This window comes from Chengkuizengella sediminis, assembly GCF_010078385.1.
Taxonomy (GTDB): domain Bacteria; phylum Bacillota; class Bacilli; order Paenibacillales; family KCTC-33759; genus Chengkuizengella; species Chengkuizengella sediminis.
In genome coordinates, this window is the sequence record NZ_SIJC01000003.1 from 377063 (window position 1) to 395819 (window position 18757).

An 18757-nucleotide genomic window follows, 5' to 3' on the forward strand; every position below is an offset into this window, starting at 1 on the left:
ACACAAAGATAGTTTAATTCAAGATTTATAAATTTTTTTTCGAACTTTAACCTCATCATTCCTCATACCGGTCCCACCTTCAACAACCCCATCACTTTTGACAACACTTACGATTGTCCCAAAGAAGCACCTAACATCCATCCAGAAGCTGATCTTCTCAACATATTCGCCGTCCAACTTCGCTTTTATTTCAATAGGAAGTTCATCTCTACCATTAATCTGAGCCCAACCAGTCAGGCCCGATGGAACATCATTGGCACCATATTTGTCTCGTTCAACAATTAGCTCAAATTGATTCCAAAGCGCTGGCCTAGGCCCAATAATACTCATTTGTCCAATAAAGATATTCCAAATCTGAGGTAGTTCATCAAGAGAAGTTTTCCTTAAGAGCTTCCCCATCTTGGTAATATACTGTTCTGGATCATCTAATAAATGTGTTGGGGTATCCTTTGGCGTATCTATTCTCATAGTACGAAACTTTAAAATATTAAAATGGGTTTTATTAATTCCAATCCGCTTTTGCTTAAAAAGCACTGGACCTTTTGAATCCAATTTAATTCCTATAATCAAAATTAAAAATATCGGTGATAAGACAATAAGTCCAACTAAAGAGAGAATTACATCTATCAATCTTTTAATTTTCATATACATTTTAATTTCAGTCCTTAATCATAAAGTTGTTGTCAATAACGCATTACAAAAGAGAAGATATTCTAAACATCATGAATCTAATTTATCCATCTACTGATTTACAACCAACTTCTCTTCTTTCACCCGACCACCAGCAATATCTAACAATGTAACCCTCAACTCATCCACTGACAAATTCCCAAACTCATTGAACAAAACTTGCAAGAATTTTCCTTCAATAAATGTAGCTTTACCAATATGAATCTTAGGAAAAACTTGTTTATGATGTACTTCATTTTCATTCAACAACTCTTCAAACAATTTCTCACCTGGACGAATCCCTGAGTACACAATTCCTATATCCTCCAAAGAATAACCAGATAATTTAATTAAGTTTTTGGCTAGATCTACTATTTTTACTGGATCTCCCATATCAAGCACAAAGATTTCTCCACCTCTTGCCAATGTACCTGCTTGAATAACAAGTCTTGAGGCTTCTGGAATTGTCATAAAATACCGTTCCATATCAGGATGAGTAACCGTAACAGGACCACCTGCTTGAATTTGTTTTTTAAATAAAGGAATAACACTGCCACGACTACCGAGCACATTCCCAAATCTTACGGCTACAAAACGAGTATCACTGATTTTATCCATATGCTGCACAACCATCTCTGCTATCCGTTTTGTTGCTCCCATCACACTTGTCGGATTTACTGCCTTATCTGTTGAAACCATGACGAATGTTTTTACTCTCGCATTACTAGCCGCTTCTGCAACATTTTTAGTTCCTATCACATTATTTTTCACAGCTTCTTCAGGATTTCGCTCCATTAATGGTACGTGTTTATGAGCAGCTGCGTGGTAAACAATACTTGATCTGTGTTTTAATAAAACAGCAAACATTTTATCTTTATCTTGAACATCTGCAATTTCAGTCACGAAATTGATTTCAGTATATGTATTAAGTAGTTCTTGTTCAATTGTGTAAATGCTGTTCTCACCATGACCAAGTAATACTACTTTACTAGGTTTGTATTTTGATATTTGCCTACAAATCTCTGAACCTATCGATCCACCAGCACCCGTTACTAGTATCGTTTGATTTTGAATCGTTTCTAGTAAATTTCTATCATCCAGTTTCACTGGCTCTCTTCCTAATAAATCTTCTATTCTTACATCTCTAAAGTCATTAACCGAAACTTTTCCTAAGACCAAATCTTCAATCATCGGAAGGATTTGGGTTCTAACATTTGTTTTACTACATTCTTGTACTATTTTATTTAATTCTTTTTTGTTAAGAGAAGGTATAGCTATCACAATGTTTTTAATATCAAAATCAATCACTGACTTCTCTATGTCTTTCACTCCACCAATTACGGGTATGCCCATAATTTCCATCTGTTGTTTTTGACATTCATCATCGATAAAGGCTACAGGGTAAAGTTTTGAGCTTGGATTATTTTTTAATTGCCGAGCAATCATTGTTCCTGCAGAACCTGCACCAATAATTAGTGTTCGTTCTCCTCGATTTTTCACCTTTAAATACGAATCTCGATATAATCTCCATACAAACCTCGATCCACCTATAAACATCATATGTAACATCCAAGTAATCACAAGTGCTCTTATGTATACATCTTGATAAAAAACCAATTGCACTAGTGCAGTGATCAAAATCGAATAGGTGACAGATTTGCAAATTGTAACTAATTCCCCGATACTTGCATATTCCCATACTCTTTTGTAAAGCTTGTAATACGCTGCGAACATATGGTGAACGATTAACAAGGTTAGTGAACTAATAAGTAGAAAAGGTGTAAGATAATATTTCGTGCTTAATATAAAATGACTAAAATAAATAGCCGTGAACACACACAATGAATCTAATAAAATCAGGAGTAATAGTCGTTTTCGGTACGTCACAAACGAACCTCCCTTATCTATATATTTTTTTAAATGTTAACTTCATTTTTATTTTGGATTTCTTTCATAAAAGAGATAAGTTTGGATTTTAATTCATCATCCTGCATTGCAAACTCAATTGTCGTTTGAATAAACCCTAACTTCTCCCCAACGTCGTATCGTTTTCCTTCAAAATCATAAGCAAAAACTCGTTGAATTTCATTTAATTTAGAAATAGCATCTGTTAATTGAATCTCTCCACCAGCTCCAATATTTTGTTCTTCTAAAAACATAAAAATCTCAGGCGTAAGTATATATCGTCCCATAATGGCCAAATTAGAAGGTGCTGAACCTTGTTCAGGTTTTTCTATAAAACTACTAACTTGATAACGTCTACCTACTTGTTCCATTGGATCAACTATTCCATATCGATGTGTTTCTTCATCTGGTACTTGTTGAACACCAATCATCGGAGCAAGTGTTTTTTCATACTCATGAATTAACTGGCCAAGACAAGGTACATCTGATTGAACAATATCATCCCCTAATAACACAGCAAAAGGTTCGTCTCCAATAAATGTTCGTGCGCACCAAATGGCATGTCCTAATCCTTTAGGTTCTTTTTGTCTTATGTAATGGATGTTTGCTAAATTAGAAGATTGCTGAACTTTTTCAAGTAAATCGTCTTTTCCTTTTTCTTTTAAATTCTGTTCTAATTCAAAAGCATGATCAAAATGATCTTCTATCGCTCTTTTCCCTTTTCCCGTAACAATCATGATATCTTCAATACCTGAAGCTACTGCTTCTTCAACGATGTACTGAATTGTAGGTTTATCTACTATCGGCAGCATCTCTTTTGGCATCGCTTTCGTTGCAGGTAAAAAACGAGTACCCAATCCTGCAGCAGGAATGATTGCTTTTTTTACTTTTTTTATACTCATTAATCCCATCTCCAAACTCTATGTATCTTTCGAATAATTACGTGGAAACCTATTGTAGGTTTCATACTTTGGATTTTTCATCACGGAAATCATTATTTTTCCCCCTTAAGATTTAATGTATTATGTATCTTACACCTACATATTAAACATCTATTATGTCAGCAAAAAGTCCAACTAAGTCATTTTCAAAAATTTTAAAAAATTAAAAAATTAAAAATACTTTATACAAAAACCAAAAGAAAAGAGCAAGTGAATAATAAAACTCCTAACTCTAGATTCTCTCCCATAAAAAATCTATAGTCAGAAATTTTATTCAGTTGATAGTAAGTATTAACTTTGTAATAATAACTTATATTATTTTTTATTAATTGAATACCAGTAAAATATTCCAGATGTAAAAAAAGACACGGTGGATATAGATTATGTGGAATAAACCTTAATTGGTTTAGACATGCGATAATGTCACCATAAGCAACAATCTCTTTAAACTAAAAAAGAATAGAGTTTCGTCTATTCCATTCCTATTAAAAAATGCCAAATATTTTTTTTCTTTTTATTCGTTGCGGTTCTTCATAATGGATCATCTTACCTTCTATTAATCTTTGAGGGTTTTCCTGAAGCAAATCTCGCCAGTTGGCTCCAAACTCTTGGTCTATGTATTCGTAAGCTTCTTTTAAATAAAATCCTCTTCGTGTCACATGATGTACATCAGATGCAACAAAGTGAGTTTGATGATGTTCAATTAGTTGATTTGTAAATTTCTGAATTTTTTTTCCGAACTTTCCTACCACACTTGCAGCTGTGACTTGTGTTAATGCTCCATTTTTCACTAGCTGATATAACGTTTCTGGGTGTTCAATTAATTCTTGATTTCTTTCAGGATGGACAATAATTGGCTTTAAACCAATTAACTGCAGGTCAAATAATAACTGATTTGTGTAACGTGGAACGTGGTTCGAGGGAAGCTCCACAAATAGGTATTTATGATCATTATTTAAGGCTAACAGCTCACCTTGCTCAATATCTTGAACCATATCACCATAAATTCGCGTTTCTTGTCCTGGGCATATTTCTAGTTGTATATTTTCTAAAAATAACTCTTCATTTAAACGCTCTACTGCTTCTAATATCTCGTCTTTGGAATTGTAATAAGAACCATTACGATGATGTGGAGTAGCAATGATTTTGGTAATTCCTTGTTTTACCGCTTCTCTAGCAAGCTGCATACTTTCTTCTAGGTCTTTTGCCCCATCATCTACTCCAGGTAAGATATGACTATGTAAATCTATCATTTTTTCACCACCCTAAATCTAGGAACTTATAATTATGGAAATAATATGCAATTACAATCAGGAATTTGTCGAAAAAGATAATATACTGTCCTATTTTAGCATGTTTTTCTTAAAATGAGAATAGAAAATAGTGCTTTTTTCCTATAAAACATTAAAAATTTACATTTCTAAGAAATTAGCACTATTCATAAAGTAATGGTTTATATTTAATTAACTTCCATAATAAGAGTAATAATCTTGTTTTTTCGATGTTTTCTTCTGGTTTAATACCGTACCCAAAATTTTCGTGTTCGCTTGTAATAATAGTTCTTTTGATTTCAATGCTGCCTCGACTTCTGTTTCTCCACTCTGTACGACTAATATGACGCCATCACTTAAATCACCTAATATTTGTGCATCCGTTACAGCTAAAACAGGAGGACTATCAAACAGTACAATGTCAAAATTTTGTTTTGCTTCTTCTACAAATTGTTTCATTGCATTAGACCCTAACATTTCGGCAGGGTTAGGAGGGATTGGTCCGCTTGTAATGACAGACAAATGTTCAACATCTGTTTTACTGATCACCCCATTCATAGCAGCTTGACCTACTAAAACATTTGTCAAACCAAAAGTGTTTAATAATTGAAAGGTGTAATGCATCGTTGGTTTACGGAGATCCGCATCAATTAATAATACACGTTTACCTTGCTGTGCAAACACAATCGCTAAATTGGCTGTTGTAGTTGATTTTCCTTCTGCTGGTGTTGATGAAGTGACTACAATGGATTTCATGTTTTGATCGACAGCCGCAAATTGAATGTTTGTGCGAATTGTACGATATTGTTCTGAGATAGGAGATTTTGGATTTGTTAATGTTACTAAACTACGTTGACTGGTTTGTTTCTGCTTTTTACGACTCAATCGTAACACCCCCAACCGATCGGTTTTGCTGACTAACAGCTGAAGTTTTTTCTTCTTGTTCTCTAATTTGACTAATAGAACCTAATACAGGCAACTCTAGTAACTTCTCGATATCCTGCTCTGTTTTCACTGTATTGTCTAAATACTCTAGTAAAAATGCCAACCCGACACCTGCCATTAAACCAATGATAATCGCAATCGCTACGTTTAAGGTTGGATTCGGTTTAATTGGTGATGGATTCTCAGAAACTTTAGCTTCTGCTAATATACTTACATTGTCTACGTTCATTAATTCTACAATTCTTATTTTAAATACGTTGGCGATCGTATTTGCTATATCAGCTGCTAATACTGGATTTTCATCTTCAACAACGATAGAGACCACTTGTGAGTTATTTTCAGGTTTAACGTTAATTTGATTTTTCAAAGTTCCAGAAGAGCGATCTAATTCAAGTTCTTCAATTACAATATCTAAAATTGCTGGACTTTTTATAATAACACTATATGTACTAATTAATTCTGTATTCGTACGAATATCGTTAATATCAAATGCATTATTCTCTGACTTAGGATTATTCACTAAGATCTGAGTAGATGATTGATAGATCGGAGTTAATACAAATAAACTAACTACTGCACTTATAAGTGTCGCTATCACAGTAATCGTTAAAATTAACCATAATCTTTTTTTAACAATCTCGTATATTTCCTTTAAACTAATCGATTCTTCCATTACTTACTTTCCTCCTGATAATAACCCTACAGCGGTTTGAATAAATGTATTATAGCATAATTCGTCAAAATATTAATAAATATTCACTTAAGATAATATGGTGAATGTTGTTAAAGTAAAAAAACAGATACAGCTATTATTCAATAGTGTAAGCGTCATTGATTGTCTCGATTAGTTTGCTAGCTGCTTCTCTAGGGTGATTGAAAGAGCTAATGGCTGAGATTAGCGCAACACCGTCTGCCCCTGCATTTATCACGAGTTTTAAGTTGTTTTGATTGATTCCCCCTATGCCAACAATAGGGATTTTTATATTATTTTGTCTTAGGTGTCGAATCATATCCGGACCGGCGACTTCATTTGTGTCCAGTTTTGTATTTGTTTCATACATAGGACCAACGCCTATATAATTTGCACCAAGTTTCACTGCTTCTGTTGCTTCGGATAAATTATGGGTAGAAATTCCTAACATTTTAGTCCCTACTAATTTTCTAATCTTGGATATGTCTCCATCCTCTTGACCGATATGAACTCCATCTGCATCTAACTCTAATGCAAGATTTATATCATCATTTACAATAAAGGGAATATCATTTTGTTTGCATAAAAATTGCAGTTTTTTTCCTAATTGCAGCTTTTCCTCTCCCTGTAAAGCACCTTTTCCCTTTTCACGGTACTGAAAGATGGTGATGCCACCTTCTATGGCTTCGGACAAAACTTCTACAGGATGTTTTAAGCAATTCACACTACCCATAACAAAATATAGTTTTAAATGCTTTTTCATTAATTCTAATGAGATATTTTGAAAGCTTTTAGCCATTATTATATTCACCTACTGTGCGATGTGCAGCATGATTTAACGGTCCGTGACCACTTCCTATTTGCATAGCATTTACGATAGATACATGTACAAATTTCTTAGCGTTTCCTACAGCCTCTTTTATTGATCTTTCTTTAGCTAGTTCACTAGCGACTGCCGCAGCAAAGGTACAACCCGTTCCGTGTGTATTTTTTGTATTAATTCTTTTGCTCTGATAGGTTGTAAACTCAGTGCCGTCAAATAAAAGATCTATCACTTCATCTGAATTTGTATCATGTCCACCTTTAATCACTACATTTTGTGCACCTAAGTCGTACAACATCTTCGCCGCTTCTTTTCGATCTTCTAAGGACTGAATCTTTCTTCCTGTTAAAGCTTCCGCTTCTGGCATGTTTGGTGTAATGACCTTACTTAAAGGTATCAATTGCTCTCGCATCGTTTTTACTGCTTCTTCTTGTAATAAAGGAGCGCCACCTTTAGCAATCATGACTGGATCAACAACCACATTTTCCCATCCATATTGTTTGATCTTCTCACAAACAAGCCCAATCATTTCACTGTTGAATAACATCCCTGTTTTTATCGCATCGGCTCCCATGTCCGTACCAATAGAGTCAATTTGATTGGCTACCGCTTCAAGTGATGAAGGATACACACCTTGTACTCCTAATGTATTTTGAGCTGTGATAGCAGTAATAGCTGACATGCCAAAGACCTCAAGCTCTTGAAAAGTTTTTAAATCGGCTTGGATGCCTGCTCCTCCACCGCTGTCCGAACCAGCTATCGTTAAAACTTTAATAGGTTTCATTTTTTCTTCTCCTTTCAAACTTTTAAAAATGTAAAACAATTAAAATGTGCAGCATATTCATATAAAGTGATTTGCTCTTATTCCTTCCACTTCATATTAATGTATCTCGATTAATCCCAACCACTTCCTTGTGACTAACATCGACATCAGAACATCCTGTTCTGTAAAGTCAGTCACAAGAGCAAATCACTTTTTGGAAGTTTGTTAATTTAATTCAAAGATGAGCTAAAATTTATAAATAAGACTCTCACTATAATATAGTGAATAGTCTGATCCATTGGTTGTCCACAAGAATTTGGTTGTTGTTATTAATCGACCACTTGTGACTAACTTTACTGTACAGGAAGTGCTGTACAGACGTTAACCTTATAGAGGTGGATGTCACTAGTCAAGATTCATTAAATTACAGTGGAAGTAAAAAAATATTTATATTTTGAATTTCTCCATGACTCATCCATTTACTAATTATAAATTCTATATATTAATCAAAAAAACTTCTCTGATATGAAATTCAATATACTCTTGTGACTGACTTTTGCGCACTTTGCAAGTGGAAAGAATAAGAGTATATTGAATTGGTTCAGCATACATATTCTTTTCTCTTTGAAAATATCTCCCAAAAAAAGACTCCAAAGCAGGAGCCCTCATAATTTATTCAACTTGTTTATCCCAAATACCGATGATACAAATTCTTAGCCTCAGTAATATCCTTCGTCCCATGAACAAGCACACGTCCATCCTGAAATATCACCATTCGATGTTCATCGATTTTAAAGTTTAACAGAAAAGGATTTAAATCTATCTCTCCACCCTGCTTTTCCAACGTTTCGGCTAGATGTGGTAAATTAAGTTTTTTCGGTTCTGGTGGACGGATTTGCACTGTGTTTCTACCACATAAAACAGCTGTTTTTGTATGACTTCCAGCAGACAAGTATGGATACGTCGGATGTGATCCACACGATTTACAAGATTCTTTTTTCGCTCTATTTACATTAATCGCTGTATGTTGGTTTTTCCAAAGATCAAAGGATACAAGTTTGTTCCGTAAAGCTTCTTCGTCCTCAACTAATATTTTTAACGCTTCTGTCACCTGATAAGCCACTACCATTTGAACCGCAGGACTAATGATCCCCACCGTGTCACAAGTTGCTCCGCCAAGGGGTACTGTCTCTAACAAACAGTTCAAACAAGGTGTTTTCCCGGGAAATATTGTATAGGACAACCCATAGCTGCCAACACAAGCTCCATAAATCCAAGGGATTTGGTGTTTTTGAGAAATATCGTTCACAAGTAAACGTGTATCAAAATTATCTGTTGCATCTAAGATGAGATCAACACCTTCTACAAGTTGTTCGATTTCTTCTGTTGTCACATCCATTACATGAGCGTCCACATTCACTTCTGAATTTATTTCTTTCAACCGTTTTTCCGCAGCAATCGCTTTTGGCATCCGGTTTGTTGCATCTGCTTCATCGTATAACTGCTGCCTTTGTAAGTTGCTCCACTCCACATAATCTCTATCTACAATTGTAAGTTTACCAATACCTGCTCTCACTAAAGCTTCGGCATTACCTGTACCTAATGCACCCGCTCCGATTAACAACACATGTTTTTGGGATATCAGTTCCTGTCCTTTTTCACCAATGGGTGTAAATAAGGTTTGTCTTGAATATCGATCACTCAAACGGTACTCAATCCTTCCGTTGGACTACTGGCTGTTGCATAACGTTTTTTCGGGATACGTCCTGCTTCGTATCCTAAACGACCCGCTTCGATGCCTAACTTCATCGCTTGTGCCATCTTCACTGGATCTTTTGCTCCAGATACTGCTGTGTTTAATAAAACACCATCTGCTCCCATCTCCATTGCAATGGCTGCATCCGAAGGTGCTCCAATTCCTGCATCTACAATGACTGGTACTGTCGCTTGCTCAATAATAAAACTTAAATTCAATGGGTTAATAATCCCTTGACCAGAACCAATCGGTGATGCACCTGGCATAATGGCATGTACACCTAAATCCTGTAACCTTTTTGCAAGTAACACATCATCAGATGTATAAGGTAATACGATAAATCCTTCAGCTAATAACTCTTCCGTTGCTTTTAGTGTTTCCACTGGATCTGGTAATAATGTTTTTGGATCACCAATCACTTCTACTTTAATCATGTCACATAAACCAGAAGCTTTAGCAAGTTTTGCAATACGTACAGCCTCTTCCGCAGTAGATGCACCTGCTGTGTTTGGTAGAAGCTTAAATTTCTCCACTTCAATTTTCTCTAAAAAGTTAGGCTGGCTTGGTTCAAAGATGTTCATTCTTCGTACAGAAAACGTTAAAATTTCAGTTTCAGAAACGTCCACCGCTTTTTTTTGAATATCAAAGTCAGGGTATTTCCCTGTACCTAACATCAGTCTAGAATGGAATGAATAAGGTCCTATGTTTAACAAATTAACCGCCTCCTACAAAATGTACAATCTCAATACGGTCCCCGTCTGAAATGTTGGTTCGCGCATGGTTCTCTTTTTCTAAAATATCATGATTTAATTCTACAATCACAACTTTTTCTTCTAGTTGAAAATGTGCTAATAGTTCGGTAACGAAACTAATTGAACTTGGCACTTCAACATTTTCTCCATTAATATGAAGTTTCAAATATATCACCTCTTTAAGGTACCCCAGAAAGTGAAGCTAATCTCTGTAGTTTAATATTATACAGGGCGCTGAATACGAAACGGTGTTAAATCCACATCATCATATGGTTTCTTTTCGACTAGGTCCGCGATGATTTCTCCAGTGATAGGACTAAGGAGAATACCATTACGGTAGTGACCTGTCGCAATAAATAATCCTTGCCATTCTGGATGTTCGCTTAAGTAAGGTACACTATCTGCTGTTTGGGGACGAATCCCTGCCCACGTTTTCTCCCATTCCGCGTGCACGATGTCTGGCAGTAATCTTTTGGCTTTTCCTAATAAAGTAGAAATGCCATCCACCGTAACCTTTCGATCAAAGGTATTTTCCTTCATGGTAGCCCCAACGATAAGTCTGCCACCTTTTTTAGGTACAAGGTAACACCCATGTGAAAAGATCGTGGATTCAAGTATCGGTTTTTGAAATACAACCGAAAAGCACTCCCCTTTTACAGGATAATCAGACGATTCAATTCCAGTCTCTCGCAACAATCGATGGCTCCATGCTCCTGTGGTCACAATTACATTTTCACTTTGCAGTGCACCTTGATCTGTTTTTACACCTTTGACTCTACCATTTTCTAAGATAAACGAAAATACTTCTGTATATTCTTGTATCATTACCCCAAGTTTTGCAGCTGATTTTGCAAACGCAAGAGATAACTCTGGTGCTAACACATGACCATCGTTTGGAAGATATAATCCACCTAACACTGCCTTAGATAAAGCAGGTTCCTTTTCACGTAATTCATCTCTAGTGAACCATTCTACCTGTTCCCCTGCTTTTCGTTGGAATGAGATCATTTGCTTGTATTCGTTCACTTGCTCCTCTGTCACTGCGATCTTAAACATGCCTTTATTTGTTAATGCGATATCGATTCCACTCTGATCCTTGAGCTCGTCTGCTAACTTTGGGAACATATTTCGGCTTTTTCTAGATAGTTCGAATAAAGGTCCGGCTTCCGTCATTTCAGCTTGTGCAGCTAACATGCCTGCGGCGGCTTGTGAAGCTTGTGACGCTAGTCGTTCTTTTTCTAAAATGACGACTTTCAACCCTCGTTTTGCTAAGCTGTAGGCAACAGAGCTCCCAATGACCCCTCCCCCTACAACAATAACATCGTAATGATTCACCATGATCTTCCCCTCCATTCGGATCACTTTAGTAGTTGTCGATATTTTATTACTTTCTTAAGAGGATCTTCCGCTTCCAACAACCCTGACATCACCGCAATACCTGAAGCTCCTGCTGTTAAAACTTCTTGAATGTTAGAAGGTTTTAAACCCCCTATTGCTATAACAGGAATTTGTAACTTTTGTGTAAGGGTTTCAAGTTCATTTAAACCTCTTCCAGGTAAACCTGGTTTTGAAGCCGTCTCATATACATGACCGTAAAAGACATAATCCACTTGTTTTTGTTCCATGGACAATGCCTCTTCTAAGGAATGTACAGAGCATCCTACTTTAAGATTCGGAAAGGTTTGTTTTACTAATTCAGCATCCAGACTATGATAAGCCAGATGAACCCCTGATACACGACTAATAGCGGCTACATCCACTCGGTCATTGATCACGATTTTTGAAAGCGGGACACCTTTCTTTTTTAAAAAAGATACACCTAACATAAGCTCTTTTGCACTTTTTTGTTTTTCTCGAATATGAAAAGCTGTTACATAGGGATGAATCTGTCCCGCAATATCAGCGAAATGTTGTAAAGAATCCTTCCCATTCGAGATCACATGCAATTCTCGCCCAGACATAAAAAAATCCACTCCTTCATTCGTAAAGAGTGGATTGATGTTTTTTCGTTTAAAATATGACATCTCATCTTCACTTCCCTACGCTGGAATAACCCAGATCAGGTACAAAGGGTCCAGAATTTCATTCTATCTCAGCCGATCGGCTCCCCTAGTGTATCTTTCAATATCTTAACATGAATACTTGCGTTGAGGCAATGAACGATTATTGACGATTATGTATCCAAATCTTGTGTTAAAGGCAAAATAATATCCACACTGGTTCCTACATCTTTGATACTATGAATATGCATGCTTCCCTTATGATTATGTATCATCTTTTCACTTAACATGAATCCTAAACCTGTTCCTTCTTCCTTACTCGTAAAGAAAGGTTCGCCTAACTTACATACTTCTTCCTCATTCATCCCACACCCATCATCCTGAATGCTGATCAATACTTTTTCATCTTCATTCATTTTAACGAAAATAAAGATATTTCCTCCAGAAGGCATGGCTTCAATTGCATTTTTCAATAAATTAATGAACACTTGTTTCAATTGGTTTTCATCACAATCAATGAACGGTACTTTTTCTTCTATGTCCAACTGTATTTTCACATTGTTTTGTGTGGCTTGTATTTCAATTAACGTCAGTACATCCTTAAGTATGTTATGTATGTTTTTATGTTTATATGTAATTTCTTGCGGTTTAGCAAGTACCAACAGCTCACTTAAAATCAATTCGATCCTGTGAAGCTCTGAAGTCATCACCTCCAAAACTTCCTTGTTCATTTCCTTGCCATGTTTAATTAAGTTTAAAAATCCAATTAAAGAAGTTAGTGGATTTCGAATTTCATGAGCTACCCCAGCAGCTAACTGGCCTACTACAGATAGTTTTTCCGATTTGATTAACATCTCTTCGGATTGCTGATACTTTTTTAAATTCAAAGATAATAGATTTACCCTTTCACTCAATATACCTAATTCATCTTTTCGATTTACCTCTACTTGAACTCCGAACTTCCCGTTACTAATATCATGTAAATTAAGTAGAATTTTCTGAAGAGGTTCCACGATAAATCCAGCGAAAATATAACTAGAGAAAATAATGATTCCAATGGCTGACATTAAAATTATGAAATTAAAACACAGTTGTTTGTTTAACACTTTCTGTATATCACTATAGTCAAATACAATGCTCATGACATACGGTTTATCCATGGCAATCGGGGTGAAGATTTTCATTACTTTTTGATCCTGATAATTTGAAATATAACTCATGTACTGACCTGTATCTAGTACCTGTGTTATGAAATCCACATCTGTTTCTGTATGATAGTCATGTTTTTCTACCTGAATAAAATCATTAATCGATCGAGGTTGATCTGTATTGTTTTGACTGTTCTGAGCTAACACAGGCATTTCTTTATTGGTATGCGGATCAAATCCAGCAATTTCTAATACACTTTCATTGTTTGAAAAATTCATCTCTAGCAAATGATCAGGTACGTCAATATAAAAAGAGTTTTCTGAAAATTGAAGGAAAGCAGCTAATCGATTCGCCAACAAGACCATTTCCTGTTCTTTATCCTCACGTAAAATCTCTCGGGTTGAAAAATAATTAAACGTGTTATTTAACAACAAAATAAAAATAACAATCGTAGAAAAAATAAAGGATAGTTTTATTTTCAGCTGCAAATATCATCACCCCTCCTTTCAAATTCATAATTCAAGGAAGAAATAACCAATATTTATAATTATAGCTTGAAATTATACAATTTGAAACACTAATCGACAAAATTATTGTTGTTACTTAGAATAATAGATTTAATTAGGACATTGAATAAACAATGATGTTGTGAGAATTATGTAGGACTTTCTAGAATAGTTATGATTATAAAATTTCTTGGAATTATAGGGAGTGGATGGTTTTGAATATTCTTATATTGGGTACAAATGAGGCATTAATAGGAGGAACGATTACATGTTTGGTACAAAAAAAGGGATTAGATTTTATTTTTATAGGGACAGATAATATGAAAAAAAAGATTAAATCCACAAGGTGTATAAAAATTGTTGAAGTTTCTAATAAAGCTTTTCAAATAGATTCTCCTTCTACTACAGAAATTATTAAATCAATAACAAAAGAATTTAATTGTAAAATAGTTATTCCTACTTGTATTGTTACTACACTTTTTATGGCTAAATTCAAGAATTCGCTTGAACAATTCATTACCTGCTTTCAAATTTCAGACGTAGAAACTTTAACGACTCAAAATGATAAATGGAAGTTCAATCGTTTTTTAGAGAATTATCACATCCCTACGCCTAAGACAATTTTATTTGAGAAAAATAATGGTAAATTACCACCAATGAATTATCCATTTGTATTAAAGCCAACAACCGGTGAGGGGGGAAATGGAGTAATGTTAATACAAGAGCTTAAGACATTTGAAAAAAAAAAGAAAGATATTATGAAATCTAATTATGAACAATATATTGTACAAGAATATATACCAGGTAATGATATTGACTTAAGCGTATTTTGTATGGAGGGGAAAGTGATTGCTTGGTCCATATCACGTAGGGTTAAAGGTGGTTTTGAATTTCTTGATAATAGAGAGGTCTTGAAAATAGGAAAGGATATATTAAAATATGCAAATTTTAATGGTCTTGCTCATTTTGATATGAGGGTGGATGATAGAGATCAGTCAGTAAAAGTAATTGAGTGTAATCCCAGAGTGTGGGCTAGCATTTCAGCTTCGCTTTGTGACTCTTTGAATTTTATAATACTAGGAATCAACTTAGCTCTTAAAAATAATGGTAACTATTCATAGTAGTTACCATTTTTCTATTGAGAAAATTTAATAATTAAAATTTATTTTCTACAATCCCAATTTCTAAGGATAGGAGTCCAAGCAAATACATTCGATTATTCATAAGATAGGATGAACGGATAATTTATGAAGTTGGGAGGTTATTTTATGGGACTAAATAAAGGACCTTTTGTTGTTGCACAAAGTTTTTCAGTAGAGGACCCATATGATGTTGATGCTGGTGCAATTGATCTTAATGTCATGCCTCAAACAGTTGTAGCTACTGTCGATGTATGTGTCAATAAACCAACTAAAACACAAGTATCGCTGGATTCAATGGTTCAAATTGCTGTAATGTCATCTGTTCGTATTTCCTCACTTCCTAGTCAAACTTTTGAAGTGCTAATTGAGATACTTCGTAATGGTAAAGTCCTTGCAACGATCAATGATGAAATGGATTATGAGATAGCCGGTGAAGGAAGACATACAAACTTTCCAAACTTTCCTTTAGTGGATAATAATCCAAGTGCTGGAATCAATACGTATGATCTAAGATGTACACTTGTATCCGGAATGTCCGCTAGTGTTTTTGCTGCATCCCGAAGTCTTAAAGCGACTGTATTCACATTATAGATTACAGTTTGAAAATGATGGAGTAGACACAGCAATGCATAACATTTTAATAAATATCAAAAGATACACATGTAGTACAATTTTAATAAGGGAAGTGAGTTCATTTGTCTAGAAATACAAACAATAGAGCCAAACAAAAACAACAAGGCAATGACCAAGATGATGATACAGCAAAGTCAAAGCATAGAAATTCAACAAATGGTGAACCTGCTGAGAGAAAAACCGTAACAAATACTCCATAATATAACAAATTATGATCTGATAAAAAAACAAAGACTAATGAAATAGATACTATTCTCATTAGTCTTGTCTTATCATTCATTCTATCCAGCTTTAAATAATTTCAAAAAATTACCTTCCATAATGAGTTTGATTTTCAACTTCTTTTAGGTTTTTAATTTGTTGATTTAATCGTTCCTCTATCCTATCGGCTGGCTCTTGATTTTCACTACCTTTAGCTTGATCGAGTGCATGTTCTGCTCTGTTGATGGCATGCTCAGCTTGTTGGAATGTAGTTTGATTAGGATGTGTCTGTGCTTGTTCAACAGCATTTTCTGCTCTTTGCGCTGAGTTTTGAGCTTGGGAGATTGGATTTTGCCTTTGTTTACTCGTGTTTTCACTTGGCATGGAAAAACCTCCAATACTTTTTAGGTTAGTACTTTCACTCCTTATAGTGAGGAGTTAGAGGTTTTTTTATTCATGCGCTCATCTTTTCTTTATTACATATCTCATCAATCCATGAGGATTTTATTTGATTTCCTTCAATTAATTGATGCTCCGTTAAACATTTAACAAGATCTAACCCAGATATTAACTTAATGGAGGAACGACTGCGTTTTATTTCTTGTTGTGCGGATCCTGTAAAATAGGATGTGGTAATATATAGACCCATTTGACCTCTATTTAATTTGTTTAAAATTCGATTAATGTGTTTCATTTCTACAGGTGTTGAAGCTTCCGATTTTCTAACTTCTCCAATGTAATCCATTTGTAGTGGAATTAAACCTTCAATATTCATAACGCCAGAGAATAAAAAAGATGTTTTTATAGGAGACATGTATTCTTTAAAGGAACTTTTCATATTTAAAACCTTTTCACATAAAGCAAGAATGACTTCCTGAAAAACCTCATTTGATAAAGAGTTTAAATGTTCTAATACGGCAGCTTCCTGTGATAACTTCTGTGGTTTTAAGGGATTATGATTTTTGATGTTTATGACTACATTTTCTTTGTGAGGTGTGAGTTTTGTCCATTCATGTCTTGGTGCAGTTGAACTTAATGCAGGTTTAATTCTCACCACAGATGGTGTAATCGGAGCTTGTTCTTTGTTCACTCGTTCGTATTCCTTTTGTATATCAAAGGGTTTATAGAATTCATTTGCGGTGTAACTTCCTTCGTTTTCAGTTAAAGTATGTATCTTATATAAAAAACAGATAATAAACATCCCTACTATAGCCAAAAAGAAAAACATAAATTCCAATTCCATAAAAAACCCTCCTTATATTTTCAATAGCTTGTACTATTTCTGTTGATTTAGTTAATTATATGAACCTAGAAGGAGATTTATGACGTTTTTTTAGTCTCTTTTACTGAAAAGAAAAAGGTGTTAAGCTGAATCTGTGGAAAACACGAACTTATCCACATGTTATCCACAAACTGTTAACAACAAATATATGTTCTATATTTTTTATTCCAATCATATACTATTTTGATGTTCTCATTTATTGATAGGAAGGAAGTAGATATCATTGTCTTCACAAAAACAAATATTAGTCACAGGATGTGCTGGATTCATTGGTTACCATCTTACAAAACGTTTATTACATCAAGGTTACTCCGTTATAGGGATTGATAATTTAACACCATACTATGATGTTTTATTAAAGAAAGGTCGTTTAAAACAACTTCTTCCTCATGAAAACTTCACTTATCAACAGATCTCTATTGAAGATGGGGGTAAAATAAATAAAATATTTTCTGAAAGTGAATTTTCGTCTGTCGTTCATTTAGCAGCTCAGCCTGGGGTTCGATATAGCTTTGAAAATCCACAAGCTTATATAGATACGAATATTACTGGATTTCTAAATATATTAGAGGCTTGCCGTAATCATCAACCTGAACAGCTGATTTATGCTTCTTCAAGCTCGGTATATGGAGCAAACACGGAAATGCCATTTTCAGAAGAACATCGAGTTGACCACCCCCTTAGTTTATATGGCATGACTAAAAAAAGTAATGAGCTAATGGCTTATACATATACTTCTCAATTTGGGACGCCTACGATTGGATTACGTTTTTTCACGGTGTATGGTCCTTGGGGACGCCCTGATATGGCTTTATTTTTATTTACGAAGTCCATTTTAAGTGGGAAAACAATAAAAGTTTATAATCATGGGAATATGAAAAGAGATTTCACTTATGTTGATGATATTATAGAGGGCATCGTTCGATTGATTGAGAAGGACAACAACAGTCGCCAGGATAAGTCATTAACAGAACAACAATCAAATACAAAGGTTTTACCTTATAAGATCTATAACATCGGTAACCAGAATCCAGTAGATTTAATGGAGTTTATTGAGGTATTAGAAAAGAAATTAGGCATCCAAGCCAAAAAGGAACTTCTCCCAATGCAAGCAGGGGATTTATCTGAAACGTATGCAGATGTAGATAGGTTAATCAAGGATGTAGGTTACAAACCCAATACTACAATTGAGGAAGGTATCAGTCGTTTTGTAGATTGGTATTTAGAGTATTATGAAGTGAAAAAATAAGAAATAGACCGCCCCTCTATTTTATTAGGGAGTTGCGGTCTATTTCGATTGGATTTACAAGCCATGTTAGGATATTACG

The 18757-nt window shown here is 34.8% G+C and carries 20 protein-coding genes and 1 riboswitch; of the genes, 4 read left to right on the forward strand and 16 right to left on the reverse strand.

Going from position 1 to position 18757, the window contains the following annotated elements; genetic code table 11:
* Positions 1-18: 18 nt before the first annotated feature.
* The 14 genes from EPK97_RS08890 to EPK97_RS08955 form a co-directional block, all read right to left on the reverse strand.
* On the reverse strand, positions 19-651 hold the full coding sequence (locus EPK97_RS08890; protein WP_162036259.1) for a sugar transferase: 633 nt from the start codon (positions 649-651) through the stop codon (positions 19-21).
* Positions 652-741: 90 nt separating this feature from the next.
* Entirely contained in the window at positions 742-2556 is a 1815-nt protein-coding gene (locus EPK97_RS08895) for a polysaccharide biosynthesis protein (protein WP_162036260.1), read from the reverse strand.
* 29 nt (positions 2557-2585) lie between these two features.
* Positions 2586-3470, reverse strand: coding sequence for a UTP--glucose-1-phosphate uridylyltransferase GalU (gene galU, locus EPK97_RS08900; protein ID WP_162036383.1), 885 nt, complete (start codon positions 3468-3470; stop codon positions 2586-2588).
* Positions 3471-4000: 530 nt separating this feature from the next.
* A complete protein-coding gene (locus tag EPK97_RS08905) occupies positions 4001-4768 on the reverse strand; it encodes a tyrosine-protein phosphatase (protein WP_162036261.1) in 768 nt (255 codons plus the stop codon).
* A 210-nt stretch (positions 4769-4978) separates the two neighbouring features.
* Positions 4979-5671: a CpsD/CapB family tyrosine-protein kinase gene (locus EPK97_RS08910; RefSeq protein WP_162036262.1), complete on the reverse strand. Its 693-nt coding sequence runs from the start codon at positions 5669-5671 to the stop codon at positions 4979-4981.
* Positions 5661-6404: a YveK family protein gene (locus EPK97_RS08915; RefSeq protein ID WP_162036263.1), complete on the reverse strand. Its 744-nt coding sequence runs from the start codon at positions 6402-6404 to the stop codon at positions 5661-5663. The genes EPK97_RS08910 and EPK97_RS08915 overlap by 11 nt, the downstream gene beginning before the upstream one ends.
* Before the next feature lie 136 nt (positions 6405-6540).
* On the reverse strand, positions 6541-7221 hold the full coding sequence (gene thiE, locus EPK97_RS08920; RefSeq protein WP_162036264.1) for a thiamine phosphate synthase: 681 nt from the start codon (positions 7219-7221) through the stop codon (positions 6541-6543).
* Positions 7214-8029, reverse strand: a complete 816-nt coding sequence (gene thiD, locus EPK97_RS08925; protein ID WP_162036265.1) for a bifunctional hydroxymethylpyrimidine kinase/phosphomethylpyrimidine kinase — start codon at positions 8027-8029, stop codon at positions 7214-7216. Before thiD ends, thiE begins: the two co-directional genes overlap by 8 nt.
* A gap of 664 nt (positions 8030-8693) precedes the next feature.
* Positions 8694-9713, reverse strand: coding sequence for a thiazole biosynthesis adenylyltransferase ThiF (locus EPK97_RS08930; protein WP_162036266.1), 1020 nt, complete (start codon positions 9711-9713; stop codon positions 8694-8696).
* Complete coding sequence (locus EPK97_RS08935; RefSeq protein ID WP_162036267.1) at positions 9710-10477, reverse strand: thiazole synthase; 768 nt, start codon at positions 10475-10477, stop codon at positions 9710-9712. The genes EPK97_RS08930 and EPK97_RS08935 overlap by 4 nt, the downstream gene beginning before the upstream one ends.
* 1 nt (position 10478) lies before the next feature.
* Complete coding sequence (thiS, locus tag EPK97_RS08940) at positions 10479-10682, reverse strand: sulfur carrier protein ThiS (protein ID WP_162036268.1); 204 nt, start codon at positions 10680-10682, stop codon at positions 10479-10481.
* Positions 10683-10738: 56 nt separating this feature from the next.
* The gene (thiO, locus tag EPK97_RS08945) at positions 10739-11854 is read right to left on the reverse strand and encodes a glycine oxidase ThiO (protein ID WP_162036269.1); all 1116 of its coding nucleotides are present in this window, start codon (positions 11852-11854) and stop codon (positions 10739-10741) included.
* A gap of 20 nt (positions 11855-11874) precedes the next feature.
* Positions 11875-12477 carry a thiazole tautomerase TenI gene (tenI, locus tag EPK97_RS08950; protein ID WP_162036270.1) on the reverse strand — a complete coding sequence of 201 codons (603 nt, stop codon included), beginning with the start codon at positions 12475-12477 and terminating at the stop codon, positions 11875-11877.
* A 58-nt stretch (positions 12478-12535) separates the two neighbouring features.
* A riboswitch (TPP riboswitch) is annotated at positions 12536-12637 on the reverse strand.
* 52 nt (positions 12638-12689) lie between these two features.
* Positions 12690-14153, reverse strand: a complete 1464-nt coding sequence (locus EPK97_RS08955) for a sensor histidine kinase (protein WP_162036271.1) — start codon at positions 14151-14153, stop codon at positions 12690-12692.
* A gap of 233 nt (positions 14154-14386) precedes the next feature.
* Here EPK97_RS08955 and EPK97_RS08960 point away from each other — a divergent pair, with 233 nt between their 5' ends.
* From EPK97_RS08960 to EPK97_RS08970, 3 genes are all read left to right on the forward strand, one after another.
* The gene (locus tag EPK97_RS08960) at positions 14387-15292 is read left to right on the forward strand and encodes an ATP-grasp domain-containing protein (protein ID WP_162036272.1); all 906 of its coding nucleotides are present in this window, start codon (positions 14387-14389) and stop codon (positions 15290-15292) included.
* Between the two features lie 147 nt (positions 15293-15439).
* Positions 15440-15904 (forward strand): hypothetical protein, encoded by a 465-nt coding sequence (locus tag EPK97_RS08965; RefSeq protein WP_162036273.1) that lies wholly within the window; start codon positions 15440-15442, stop codon positions 15902-15904.
* A gap of 104 nt (positions 15905-16008) precedes the next feature.
* Complete coding sequence (locus EPK97_RS08970; RefSeq protein WP_162036274.1) at positions 16009-16146, forward strand: hypothetical protein; 138 nt, start codon at positions 16009-16011, stop codon at positions 16144-16146.
* A gap of 109 nt (positions 16147-16255) precedes the next feature.
* Here the strand turns inward: EPK97_RS08970 and EPK97_RS08975 are convergent, their stop codons facing one another.
* Both EPK97_RS08975 and EPK97_RS08980 read right to left on the reverse strand, forming a co-directional pair.
* Entirely contained in the window at positions 16256-16531 is a 276-nt protein-coding gene (locus EPK97_RS08975) for a hypothetical protein (protein ID WP_160646103.1), read from the reverse strand.
* Positions 16532-16601: 70 nt separating this feature from the next.
* Positions 16602-17390 carry a restriction endonuclease gene (locus EPK97_RS08980; RefSeq protein WP_162036275.1) on the reverse strand — a complete coding sequence of 263 codons (789 nt, stop codon included), beginning with the start codon at positions 17388-17390 and terminating at the stop codon, positions 16602-16604.
* A 262-nt stretch (positions 17391-17652) separates the two neighbouring features.
* Here EPK97_RS08980 and EPK97_RS08985 point away from each other — a divergent pair, with 262 nt between their 5' ends.
* Positions 17653-18678, forward strand: coding sequence for an NAD-dependent epimerase (locus EPK97_RS08985; protein ID WP_162036276.1), 1026 nt, complete (start codon positions 17653-17655; stop codon positions 18676-18678).
* Positions 18679-18757: the final 79 nt, after the last annotated feature.